Annotated in this window: 9 protein-coding genes; 7 read left to right on the top strand and 2 right to left on the bottom strand. The window is 65.5% G+C overall.

Annotated features, from left to right (window positions below; translation table 11 throughout):
- Window positions 1–79: 79 nt before the first annotated feature.
- Entirely contained in the window at window positions 80–772 is a 693-nt protein-coding gene (locus NLM31_RS02470; RefSeq protein ID WP_254191350.1) for a hypothetical protein, read from the bottom strand.
- A gap of 150 nt (window positions 773–922) precedes the next feature.
- Between NLM31_RS02470 and NLM31_RS02465 the strand changes: the two genes are divergently transcribed.
- The 3 genes from NLM31_RS02465 to NLM31_RS02455 all read left to right on the top strand — a co-directional run bounded on the left by NLM31_RS02465 (window position 923) and on the right by NLM31_RS02455 (window position 4672).
- Window positions 923–1981, top strand: coding sequence for a LysM peptidoglycan-binding domain-containing protein (locus NLM31_RS02465; RefSeq protein WP_254191349.1), 1059 nt, complete (start codon window positions 923–925; stop codon window positions 1979–1981).
- Window positions 1982–2311: 330 nt separating this feature from the next.
- Entirely contained in the window at window positions 2312–3583 is a 1272-nt protein-coding gene (locus NLM31_RS02460; protein ID WP_254196125.1) for a Spy/CpxP family protein refolding chaperone, read from the top strand.
- 201 nt (window positions 3584–3784) lie between these two features.
- Complete coding sequence (locus NLM31_RS02455) at window positions 3785–4672, top strand: efflux RND transporter periplasmic adaptor subunit (protein ID WP_254127738.1); 888 nt, start codon at window positions 3785–3787, stop codon at window positions 4670–4672.
- Window positions 4673–4841: 169 nt separating this feature from the next.
- Here NLM31_RS02455 and NLM31_RS02450 read toward each other — a convergent pair whose 3' ends face one another.
- Window positions 4842–5690 carry a caspase family protein gene (locus NLM31_RS02450; RefSeq protein WP_254127737.1) on the bottom strand — a complete coding sequence of 283 codons (849 nt, stop codon included), beginning with the start codon at window positions 5688–5690 and terminating at the stop codon, window positions 4842–4844.
- A 412-nt stretch (window positions 5691–6102) separates the two neighbouring features.
- Between NLM31_RS02450 and NLM31_RS02445 the strand changes: the two genes are divergently transcribed.
- The 4 genes from NLM31_RS02445 (at window position 6103) to NLM31_RS02430 (ending at window position 12558) form a co-directional block, all read left to right on the top strand.
- Window positions 6103–7830 (top strand): hypothetical protein, encoded by a 1728-nt coding sequence (locus NLM31_RS02445; protein ID WP_254191348.1) that lies wholly within the window; start codon window positions 6103–6105, stop codon window positions 7828–7830.
- A 326-nt stretch (window positions 7831–8156) separates the two neighbouring features.
- Complete coding sequence (locus tag NLM31_RS02440) at window positions 8157–8882, top strand: thermonuclease family protein (RefSeq protein ID WP_254191347.1); 726 nt, start codon at window positions 8157–8159, stop codon at window positions 8880–8882.
- A 105-nt stretch (window positions 8883–8987) separates the two neighbouring features.
- On the top strand, window positions 8988–10175 hold the full coding sequence (locus NLM31_RS02435; RefSeq protein WP_254127734.1) for an alanine--glyoxylate aminotransferase family protein: 1188 nt from the start codon (window positions 8988–8990) through the stop codon (window positions 10173–10175).
- Window positions 10176–10449: 274 nt separating this feature from the next.
- Complete coding sequence (locus tag NLM31_RS02430; protein WP_254191346.1) at window positions 10450–12558, top strand: S9 family peptidase; 2109 nt, start codon at window positions 10450–10452, stop codon at window positions 12556–12558.
- Window positions 12559–12714 lie beyond the last annotated feature (156 nt).

Here is a 12714-nt window from a genome sequence, read left to right as displayed (position 1 = left end):
GGTTAGGAAAATGTGAATCGGAACAAAATCAGGGAGTTGATGCCCCCGCGCGGCAAGCGATGAGGCAGGCGATGAAACGTCACCGCTTGATCTCCCAGTTCAGCGCTTCCGCGTTGGTCTTGGCGAACATCGCCGGCACATCGAACTTGCCGGTCTTGAGATCATAGCGACACTTCCAGTCGGCCAGTCCCTTCACGGCGACGTTCTTCGGATGCTTGTCCATCTCGCCCGACAGCGAGATCAGGAGGTAGCGGTTGTTGGGCCAGTCGACGCCGAGCCAGCGATAGGCGTCCTCGGTACCTTTCATGAGATTGGCCGAGATGTGGTAGTCGAGCTTCATGGTCTTCGTATCGGGCCGGCTGTGAAAATAGTCCCAGGCGAGATCGCTGAGCGACTTCCGGGTGGCGCTGACGAAGGCGCCGTTCTCGACATGGTAAAGAAACAGATCCTGCTCGCCCGAGCCGGTCTTCTGCATCCGCACCAGCCATTGCGAGTCGCTGGTGAAGCGGAAGCCGGCACCATAGCCCTGCTCCGGCTTCAGCTCGGTCATCTGGTCGCCGTGCCGCGCCCAGACCTGCCATTTGACGTCCCAATTACCGCCGTCCTTCATATACTGCTCGAGCTTGGTGGCGCCGTCGGGCGAGGTGAAGGCGAGATCGGCATCGTCGGTGAGGACAAAACCGGACGGCGGGCCGGAGGCAGCGCGCGCGGGGGCGGCGACGAGCATCAGCGCAAGCGCCAGCCATGGCGCGGCGCGATAAAATGCGGTCACGAGAAAAATCCTTAAGAAAATGCCGCAGTGCGGCCTCGCCCATTTGACGCGGCAGGGGGTAGCTCGGTTCATCCCATTGAACGTCTTGCTGCCGTAGCCAAAACGGCGCACTTTGCCGGAGTTGATTTGCGACCTGAGGTTTGACGACTGATGATCACCGCATCCAAGGCCTTCATTGCATTCTGTCTGCTCGCGGTGGGCGGCACCGTCCTGGTGATCGGCCCGACCGAGCTGCGCCGTCTGCTGCCGGGCGGGACGGGCACCGAAGTCGCGGTCGTCGCCAAACCTGATTCCAAGCCTGAGGTGAAGGCGGAGGCCAGCGCACAAGCCAAGGCCGAACCCAAGACCGACTCCAAGGCCGAGCCCAAGACAGAGCAGAACGCTGAAGAACCGAAGCTCGCCGGGGTTGCGCCATCCGCCTCGCCGGCACCCGTCGACGCGCCGAAAGCGGGCGCGCTTGCCGAGACCCAGAAGCAGGTCGCGGCGCTGGCCGACATCGCGCCGGCCAAGCCGCAGCCGGCCGTCAAGGACACCGGCCCCCGTTTCGACGTCGCCCGCGTCGACGATCATGGCGAGGCCGCGGTGATCGCGGGCCAGGCCGCGCCGGGTTCGAAGGTCGAGCTGCTGCGTGATGGCCAGCCGCTCGACAGTGTGGTGGCCGATGCGTCGGGCCAGTTCGTGATGACCCCGCCGAAGCTTCCCGCCGGCAGCTATGAGCTGACGCTGCGCGCCAAGGCGCCCGATGGCACCGTCACGCAATCCAGCCGCACCATGCCGGTGGTTGTTGCCGAAGTCGCACCGCCACCCGCGCGCGTCACGCCGGTTGCGAAGCAGGACGCCAAGCCGCAAGAAGACAAATCGGACGTGGTCGCGTCGCTGCCGGCGCCGCGCCTGGCCGCGATACCCGACCGGTCCGCGTCTCGGCCGCGCATGATGGGCACGCCCAAGCCCAGGTCCATGGCACGGGTGCCTGCAGCGGGTGCGACGGTCGCATCCGCCTCGGCCGCGGACGCCCTCAGCACCGCGCCGGCGGAAGCCGGCGGCAGCCGCGTGGTGTCTCGCGGCGACAGCCTCTGGGCGCTCAGCCGTCTCGCTTATGGCGACGGCAACCGCTACGCGCTGATCGTCAACGCCAACCGTGACAAGATCCACAATCCCAATCTGATCTATCCCGGCCAGACCTTTGTGATGCCGCAAAGGGCACCGTGAGGCGCGGTTTGTCCTTCTCCCTCGCCCCGTTCTTACGGGGCCGCGACGAGCTGCGCTCGCGCTGAGCGCGGGGTGAGAGGGCTCTCTCCGCGAGCGTCGTCCCTCGATAGATCTTTACCCCCTCACCCGGAACGCATCTGACGATGCGTTCCGACCTCTCCCCGCAAGCGGGGCGAGGTAAGGGCACCGCATCGTCACACTCCGCGACGCTTTGACCGTCTCGGCGCGGAACCTTTGGTTCCCCGGCGCGTCTTCTTGATGAGACGTGGTGCGCGCTTGGCGCTGGAGGAGGGCCAAGAAGTGATCATCTCGGTGGTCAACTCAACGGTCATGTCGCGATCGCGCTTGGGACTGCCGTTCGTGGGTGCGGTCTTCGCGATTCTGGCAATGCTGTTGCCGAATCGCGCGGAAGCGCAGTTCGGATTGCGCGGCGGGCCGCTCGGCGTTGCGCGCTTCGCCGTCGGTCACGTCATCGGCCTGTCGCGATTGCGCCACGCCCGGATGGGCGTGCGAAGCGGCCGCACCCGTGACGCCGCGTTGAGATCGCAGGACCCACGTGGTGCCGAGCGCGGTCAGCCCGCCAACCCCTACGTTTTGCGTGCCGCGCTCACCGCGGGTGCCGCCCTGTCAGGCTGGCACGGCGGCCGCCGTCCGCAGGGCTGGTGGCGTCACCCCGACGGCAGCTATGGCTGGATCGGTCCCGTGTTCTGGCCGTTCGCGCATGACGATCTCACCACCGCGGTGGTCTTCGGCGACACGACCAGCCTCTCGCTTTACGGCTATAGCGATATCTATGCGGCGATCTTCGCGCCCTATGCGGCCCCGGAGCTCGCCGCCTACACCGCCCCACAAGGACGTCGTGCGCGAAGAGTCCCGTCGGTGGAGGCGGTCTGTGATGGCAGCGACACCGGCGGCTTGCCCGTCGACCGCATCGCCGCCGCGGTGCAGCCGAACGAGATGCAGCGCACAGCGCTCGACGATCTCAACGCCGCCTGGGCCTCGGCGCGCGATACCATCCGCGCCTCGTGCCCGGCGCAGGCGCCAATGATCGCGGCGGAACGCCTTGGCGTGATGCAGACAAGGCTTGATGCCATGATCAAGGCAACGGATGCACTGACGGCACCGCTGGTCAAATTCGTCGACCTTCTCGATGACAGCCAGAAAGCAAAGCTCGAGTCGCTGGCCAACGAACGCCGCGCTGCGCTTGCCTCCGCCCAGCACAAGGACGCGCAGGCCGCCTCGGCCTGCGATCCGAACTACGACCCCCGCTACGATGTGCAGGCCCAGCGCCAATACGAGCAGCTCGTGCAACAGCAATGGCCCGCGGCCGATATCGTCGGCGCGCTCAAGCTCGACGACACCGCGCGCGCCCGGCTCGACGTGCTCCAGGACACCACGCTGCGCACGATGGAGACGCTCAGTCCTTGCACGATCAAAGCGGCCGCGACACCACAGGCCCGCCTCGCCGCCGTGAAGGCGCGGCTCGAGAAGATGCGGCAGGCGGTCGGCGGCGTCGTCGATGCGCTCGATGATTTCGAAGCGGACCTGAGCGACGGGCAGAAGGCCGGCTTCGAGGCGATCGGACCGAAGCGCGCGATGTGAGCGGTCGGCACTCTCTCTGTTCCCTCCCCCTTGCGGGAGAGGGCAAGGACGGCGAACCTCTTGGCTTGTGCAGTGACTAATTCAACAGGCGGCACCTCGCCGCCTGCGCTGCTGCGGCATTTCTCATCCGGTCAGCCCATGGCCCAGTGCTGCCGCTTCTGCTATCGATTGAAGCCTTCTTGCCGCCAACCGGACTGACCGATGCGTTCATTGCCTGCGCGTTCCTTTCCCCAGACCTTCGTTGCCCTTGCCGGACTGGTGCTGGTCTCCACCCAGCCGGTGCGCGCGGCCGATGACGACGCGCCCAAGGGGCCGGCGGTCACGGTGCTGAAGGCGGCAAAATCCTGTTTCTCCGACATCGTCGAGGCCACCGGCACGATCATCGCGCGCGAGGAAACCTCGGTGCGGCCCGAGCGCCCGGGGCTGAAGGTGACGGAAGTTCTGGCCGAAGCCGGCGATACCACGACGGCGGGCCAGGTGCTGGCGCGGCTGGCGCTGCCCGAAGGCGGCACGCTGCAGGTCACCGCCCCCGTCGCCGGCGTCATCGCCACCTCGACCGCGCAGATCGGCAACCTCGCCTCGGCCAAGGGCGAGGCGCTGTTCACCATCGTGGCGCGCAGCGAATATGATCTCGTCGCCCTGGTCGCGACCAACGATGTCAGGAAGCTCGCGGTCAATCAGCCTGTCACCGTGCGCATCGCCGGCGCCGGCGATATCGACGGCAAGGTGCGCCGCATCGGCCCGACGGTCGAGCCGAACATCCAGCAAGGCATGGTCTATATCGGTATCTCCTCGCAGAAGCGGCTGCTGCTGAATGCGAGCGGGCGCGCACTGATCAAGACCGGGCAGAGCTGCAACGTCGCGGTGCCGCTGACAGCGGTGCAATATTCATCCGCCGGCACCGTGGTGCAGGTGATCCGCCGCAATCGCGTCGAGACCAAGCGCGTCGAGACCGGATTGATGTCGGGCGGCAATATCGAAGTCCGCGACGGCCTCAACGAAGGCGATATCGTCGTCGCCCGTGCCGGCGCGCTGTTGCGCGAAGGCGATCCCGTGCGCCCGGTGATGGCCGCGGAGGCGGCGAAGTAGCTCGCGCCGCACGGTGGAGAGGCAGTCGTGCGGCACACACGCATGCCGTAGGGTGGGCAAAGCGTAGCGTGCCCACGTCCTCTATCGAATTGAACCTTGGGAGATCGTGGGCACGGCGCGTTGCGCCTTTGCCCACCCTACGAGAGCTCGCAAGCTCTACGAGAAAGAACTAGCCGCCGGCCTGATCGAAATGCACGTCCTCGAGCAGCGAGGACGAAACCGCCGGGACCTGGTCGCCTTCGGAGGCGCGGGAGATGGCGACGCGGGTCTTGTTGAAGACGCTTTCGGCGCTGCCCTGCGCATCGAGATTGGCGAGGAGCTCGCTGACCAGCGTCGAGTGCTCGCCCTTGCCGTCGTCGACGACCTTGCCGGGCGAGGCCGAGGAGAGGATCAGCGCATTGTCGGGCGTGCCGATCGGCGCGAGGCCGTGCGAGTAAGAGCGGAAGCGGCGCTCATAGGGATTGCGGCGGGACGCATCGACGACGACGAGCTTGGCCTTGGCGCCCTGCTCCTTCATCATGTTGAGCACGCCCTCGATGGAGACGCCCTGGCGGCGGACGTCGCTTTCCTTCCAGATCACGGCATCGACCGGCAGCATGTAGCTCTCGCGACCGGCCTGCACGCCGTAGCCGCCGAAGAACAGCATGACGGTGGTGTCGTGCTTGATGCGGGACTTGAGACGGTTGACGGCGCGGACCATGTCGTCCTTGCTCGCGTCTTCCACCATGTCGACGTCAAAACCGCTCTTGCGCAGCGACGAGGACAGCGCCCGCGCGTCGTTGATCGACTGCGTCAGCGGCGCGGTGGCGTCGGGATAATGGCCATTGCCGATGACGAGCGCGAGACGCGAGCTCTGGCCCACCGAACCCGTGACCTGATCGGTCGAGACGGCCTTGGCGGCGTCGAGCGAGCGCATGTTGAGGGCAGCATGGGCGCCAATCGCCAGCGACACCGTGCCGATGAGGGCTGCGGCCAGGGCAATCGAACGTCGGGAAATGTCGAGCTGCCTTACATTCATCTCGCTTCATTCCTGTCAGTGCCAAAGACCGGCCTAGCGCGCGCACACTGTTTGAGTAGCGCGATGGCGTCTTCAGGTTTGAGGGATTGGCCGGGGATGTGTCCCCGAATTGCGCGCAATTTGCGGCGCCGCACCAAACAAACCCTTAACCGGATATAGCCAGCACGGCAATAGATCGCCCAAAATTTGATCTAAGCCGCTGAATATGTTGGTTAATTACGCGATCCGAATTTCTCCATTTTGAGCCTCCCCGTAGCCTTCCGGAGGTTGATCATGCAGCTCCCGTGCCGGGTTTTTCTGTGACGTCAGTCACATTTGAATTTCCTGCGAATCCGGGTAGCTTTTTCAAAGACTTGCAGGGGGTGGGTCATCGACCCTCTCCCCGGATAAGTCCCCCGCGACCAGGTATTTCATGAGCTTTCATTATTTCGCAGGAGCCGCGTGCCGGGCGCTGACGGCGCGCAAAGACGGCCCCTCTCTTTATGACGTCTGCGATCCCATATTGTCGGGCCAAGCCAGCGGCGATCCGCATCTGGCAAAATTCTACAAGACCGCGCTCGGCAATCCCGCACTGCGGGTGTTGCTGCGCCGCGCCGGCCTGAGCGATCTGCGCGACGAGGCCAGGCTGACCCGGCTGCGCGAGGCTTTGGTCCGCGCCCGCGACGAGACCGAGCCCGACTGGGCTGCGGTCGGCCAGCCCATTGCCGACCTCGTCGACACCATCGCGCTCGACCATCCCAAACCGCCGCCGGTCAATTTCGTCGGCGCGATGCCGGCGCAATCGCACATCGACGGCGTGATCCGCGATTGCGCGCAGCATCTGCTCGGCTCGTACCGCAAGAACGGTTTCCTGCCGACCTATGCCGCGTTCAACCTGATCGGCGATCCCGACTTCCGCGGGCGCGAGCTGATCATGGCGCTCACCGGGCTGAACGCGCGCGGCTACAAGAACTCGTCGCTGCTGTTCAACCTCGCCCGCGTCTTCATCGCGCGCTCGAAGGCCGCCGCCGTGGTCAATCCGCCCTGGCGCGGCATTGCCGAACCGATGTGGGAGCCGGTGCAGATCCGCCACCGCTCGGCCTATTACGACGCGTTCTTCATCGAAGCATTGCTCAGCTACGTCGAGACCGGGCTCGCCACGCCAGCCGACAAGACCGCGGCCGAGCGCGCGATCGCCGACATGGTCGATTTCTGCGTCAACATCAGCCGCGAAGAAGTCGAGGGTATCGACGGCCAGCGCTTCAACGTCATCACCGCGCTCGCGCCGGCGCCGCATCCGCGCTTTTCGCGCTATTTTGCGCAGATCAAGCAGGACCTCGGCTTCGGCGTCTATGTGCCGGATTGCGACACCACGGCGTGCTCGATCTCCGCGGCGACGCAGGCCGGCTGCACCGATGCGATCATCGACCAGCCGCTGCTGGATTTCTACTCCGGCTACCAGGTGCATGCGGGTGTCAACGAGCCGCGCGTGACGGTGCCGCTCAATGACAATATCGATTACGAGGGCGGCGTTGCGACCTGGATCGACAACCTCAAGGGCGAGCGCCCCTACGGCAACGATCTCGATCCGACGCTCAATCTCGACATTCTCGAAGTGAGCTTTCGCAATCTGGCGCGCTGGAAGATTCTGGAGACGCCGGCGCGGCTCGCGACCGTGCATCGCATCATCGGCTTCCAGAAGCGGCTGGCGGCGAGCGGTGCCTTCGCCAATCCGCGCTCGCACATCTATTATCTGCCGGAGCTCTACAGCGCCTATTTCGGCCGCTGCTATGCCGCCTTCCTGGCGCTGCCGCTGGCCGCGCAGGCCGCGATCGATCCCGATGGCGATTTCGATTTCATCCGCCATCGCGTGCTGTCCTATGTCAAGGGCGAGCTGATGGCCGCGGAAATGAACGTGTTCGACGCAGCACTGGCGCTGATCGCACTCGGCCATCTCGGCGCCGACCCGCGCGCCTTTGCCCCCGCCCTGAACGTGATCGTCGATGCCCTCGGTGAAGGCGGCCGCCGCGGCCCGTTCCGCGCCTATGAATGGAACAAGATGAAGACCCCGACGCGGATCCTGGTCGGCGGGCCCGAGGTGACGTCGGCGTTCGTGTTGCTGGGACTGGCGGTGGCGAAGCGGGCCATGGCGGGGCGGTGAGGTCGTGCTCTTACCCTCCCCTGGAGGGGTCCGAGACGAGCGTAGCTCGCTCGAGGGTCGGCACGTGACGAGCGAAGCGAGATTGCGTGACGGGGTGGGGTGATCTCTCCACTCGGGCACTGTTGATCGCGGAGAGACTGTCACCCCACCCCGCTCGCGCTTCGCGCGATCGACCCTCCCCCTCCAGGGGAGGGTAAGCAAGACCGCAATGACGGGAAGTTGAAAGCCTCTCCGTTAGGCCTATGCTGGTCGCGTGGCCCAAAGCCGACCACAATTGCGCGGCTTATCAAGTTCCCAAGACGATGCGGACGACAATGCGGACCGGCATGTTGCGAAAATTCCTGATTGCGCTGTCTCTGCTCAGCCTGCCTTCACTGGCGCAAGCGGCTGACATCACCGGCACCGCCAAGGTCCGCGATGGCGATTCCGTCCTGATCGGCAGCACGCGGATCCGGCTTGGCGGCATCGACGCGCCATCGGCCGACCAGCTCTGCCTCAACAACAAATCCGAGCGCTGGACCTGCGGCGTCGCCGCACGCGACGAGCTCGCCAAATACACCGAGGGCAAGAACTGGGTCTGCCATGCCCGCTCGATCGACCGGCGCGGCCGCACGGTGGCGCGCTGCGAGGTCGGCGGCGAAGACATCCAGAAATGGCTGGTGCGCAGTGGCTGGGCGCTGGCCTATGTCCGCATCTCCAAGGACTACGAGGCCGACGAAGCTGCCGCGCGTGAGGCGAAAGCCGGGATGTGGCAGGGCGCCTTCATCGCCCCCTGGGACTGGCGCGTGCGCAACAAGAAGACGACGATTCTGGGCGCCACCAAGCCGCCCGAAGGCGCCCATTCGGTGCTGCTCGCCTCGGCCTCGGGGCCGGTTGCGCCCTCGCCGGACTGCACCATCAAGGGCAACGTCAACACCGCCGGCGAGTGCATCTACCACACCCCGACCAGCCGCTGGTACACCCAGATCAAGATGAAGATCAGCAAGGGCACCCGCTGGTTCTGTTCGGTCGAGGAGGCCGAGGCCGCCGGCTGCCGGGAAACCAAGAGATAAGAGCCCCAGACCTGCGTTTTGCGCGCTTTTCTTGCAGGCCGCCGGCGCGTAAAAGCGTAACGAAGCAACCCTCCAGACAGTCTTCACGACACAAGGAAGATAGCAATGACCGTTCGCGCGGGCCGGGAATTTCTGGCCATCCCCGGGCCCACCACGATGCCCGACGCGGTGCTGCAGGCGATGCATCGTCCGGCGATCGACATCTATTCCAGGGAGATGCTCGACCTGACCGAGAGCCTGCTGCGCGACATCTCTGGTCTGTTCGCGACCAAGGGCAAGTCCTACATCTACATCGCCAACGGCCACGGCGCCTGGGAAGCCGCGCTGAGCAACGTGCTGTCGCGCGGCGACAAGGTGCTGGTGCTGGAGAGCGGACGGTTTGCGATCGGCTGGGGCAATGCGGCAGCCTTGATGGGCGCCGAGGTCGAGGTGCTCAAGGGCGACTGGCGCCGCGCGGTGCGGCCGCACGAGGTCGAGGAGCGGCTGCGCCGCGACACCGAGCACAAGATCAAGGCCGTCGTCGTCGTCCAGATCGACACGGCGTCGGGCGTGCAGAACGACATCGAGGCGATCGGCAAGGCCATCAAGGCGGCCGGCCATCCCGCGCTGTACATGGTCGACACCGTGGCGTCGCTCGGCTGCATGCCGTTCGAGATGGACAAATGGGGCGTCGACGTCGCGATGTCCGGCTCGCAAAAGGGCCTGATGACACCGCCCGGCCTTGGCTTCGTGGCCGCCAGCGCACGCGCGCAGGAGGTCCACAGACGCGCCAACATGGCGACGCCCTATTGGAGCTGGAGCGAGCGCGAGGGCACGGAGAATTATCGCAAATATGCCGGCACCGCGCCGGTGCATCTGCTGTTCGCGCTACGCCAAGCCATCGATCTCATTCACGAGGAAGGGCTGGAGAACGCGTTCCGCCGCCACGCCCTGCTTGGAGAGGCCACGCGACGCGCCGTCGGCGCGTGGACGGAGGGCCAGGTGCTCGGCTTCAACGTCGCCGAACCGCACGAGCGCTCCAACACCGTGACCACGGTGACCATGACCACCGGCCATGATCCCGCGGTGCTGCAGCGCTATTGCAAGGAGAAGTGCGGCGTCGTGCTCGGCACCGGCATCGGCGATCTCTCCGGACAAGCGTTCCGCATCGCCCATATGGGCCATGTCAACGCGCCGATGCTGCTCGGCACGCTGGGCGTGATCGAGGTCGGCCTCAACGCGCTGAAGATCCCGCACGGCAAGGGCGGGCTCGAGGCGGCGGTGGCGTATCTGGGCGAGCAGGTCGCGGTGTAGGCGCAGGCGCGCGCCACACACTCGGTGTCGTCCCGGCGAACGCCGGGACCCATACCGCGTGATCTATCGGTTGCCCGCGATCTACCGGAGCCAGGCCCGTTAATTGCCAGTCTTCGCCAAACTCCTCCCTGGGGTTATGGGTCCCGGCGTTCGCCGGGACGACGGCGGAGTTTGAGGTGGCTTCGGCGCGTCACATCGGCTTTGGAGCTTCTTTAAATCCCCCACATTCGATCTGATATAGAGGCGAGACACTCCGCCTGTATCGAGGATCGATTTGCCCAAATCCGCCAGCACGACCCCGACCGCTCCCGTCGCCCCGCGCCGGCCGCATTCCTTCACCCACCACGGCATCACCGTCACCGACGACTATGCCTGGCTGAAGGACGCGAAATGGCAGGAGGTGCTGCGCGATCCCAAGGTGCTCGATCCCGACATCCGCAAATATCTGGATGAGGAGAACGGCTACACCGAGAGCCTGCTCGGCCACACGGCAGGCCTGCAGAAGACGCTGGTGCGCGAGATGCGCGGGCGCATCAAGGAAGACGATTCCAGCGTGCCGTCGCCGGATGGACCGTTCGCCTATTTCCGTAAGTTTCGCGAGGGCGGCCAGCATGAATTGTTCGGCCGCATGCCGCGTGACGGCGGCGAAAGCCATATCGTGCTCGACGGCGATGCGCTCGCCAAGGACCACAAATACTTCAAGTTCGGCGGCAGCCGCCACTCGGACGATCACAGACTGCAGGCCTGGAGCGCCGACACCAAGGGTTCGGAATATTTTACGATCCGCGTGCGCGACTGGGCCGATGGCAACGACCTCGACGACGTCGTCGAGGAGACCGACGGCGGCGTGGTCTGGAGCAAGGATGCGAAATCCTTCTTCTATGTTAAGCTCGACGACAATCACCGTCCGATGCAGGTGTGGCGGCACCGGCTCGGCACCAGGCAGGCCGACGATACGCTGGTCTATGAGGAACAGGATTCCGGCTGGTTCACCCATCTGCATGAGAGCACCAGCGGCCGCTTCTGCGTGATCGCCGGTGGCGACCACGAAACCTCCGAGCAGCGGCTGATCGATCTCGCCAACCCCGACGCGCCGCCGCGTCTCGTCGCGGCGCGCGAAGAGGGCGTGCAATATTCGCTCGCCGATCGCGGCGACGAACTCTTCATCCTCACCAATGCCGACAACGCCATCGACTTCAAGATCGTCACCGCGCCGCTCAGCCAACCCGAGCGGAAGAACTGGCGCGACCTGATCCCCTATCGTCCCGGCATCTACATCATCGATCTCGACCTCTATGCCGGCCATCTGGTGCGGCTGGAGCGCGCCAATGCGCTGCCGGCGATCGTGATCCGCGAGCTCGCCGGCGGAGAAGAGCACGCCATCGCCTTCGACGAGGCCGCCTACTCGCTGGACACGATGGGCTCCTACGAATTCGACACGACGACTTTGCGCTTTGCTTATTCGTCGATGACGACGCCGTCGGAGGTCTACGACTACGACATGGCCAGGCGCACGCGCACCTTGCGCAAGCGCCAGGAGATTCCGTCCGGCCACGATGCGGCCGACTACGTCACCACGCGCATCATGGCGAAGGCGCAGGACGGCGCCGAGGTGCCGGTCTCGATCCTCTATCGTCGCGGGCTCAAGCTCGACGGCGCGGCGCCGCTGCTGCTCTATGGCTACGGCTCCTACGGCATGGCGATGCCGGCCTCGTTCAACGCCAACCGTCTGTCGCTGGTCGACCGCGGCTTCGTCTACGCCATCGCCCATATCCGCGGCGGCGCCGACAAGGGCTGGGGCTGGTATCTCGACGGCAAGCGCGAGAAGAAGACCAATTCGTTCGACGATTTCGCCGCCAGTGCCCGCGCGCTGATCGATGCGAAATACACGAGCGCCAAGCGTATCGTCGGCCATGGCGGATCGGCCGGCGGCATGCTGATGGGCGCGGTCGCGAACCGCGCCGGTGAATTGTTCGCCGGCATCGTCGCCGAAGTGCCGTTCGTCGACGTGCTCAACACCATGCTCGACGACACGCTGCCGCTGACGCCGCCGGAATGGCCGGAATGGGGCAACCCGATCGAGAGCGAAAAGGATTTCCGCACCATCCTGTCCTACTCGCCCTACGACAATGTCGCGGCCAAGGACTATCCGGCGATTTTGGCGATGGGCGGCTTGACTGATCCGCGCGTCACCTATTGGGAGCCCGCCAAATGGATCGCACGCCTTCGCGCGACCATGACGGGTGGCGGTCCGGTCCTGCTCCGCACCAACATGGGCGCCGGCCACGGCGGCGCGTCGGGGCGCTTCGACCGGCTCGACGAGGTCGCGATCGTGTATGCGTTCGCGCTGTGGGCGACGGGGATGGCCGAGGCGGGGGTGTAAGCCACACCCACCGCCGTCGTCCCGGCGAACGCCGGGACCCATACCGCGTGATTTATCGGTGAAGTGCGGAAGCAGTACCATCGAAGATTCTTTAACTGCGAGTCTTCGCCAAACCACTTCCTGTGGTTATGGGTCCCGGCCTTCGCCGGGACGACG

This window comes from Bradyrhizobium sp. CCGUVB4N, assembly GCF_024199945.1.
Taxonomy (GTDB): domain Bacteria; phylum Pseudomonadota; class Alphaproteobacteria; order Rhizobiales; family Xanthobacteraceae; genus Bradyrhizobium.
The sequence above is the reverse complement of the archived record's forward strand: the minus strand, read 5'-3'. Positions and strand labels throughout refer to the sequence as shown.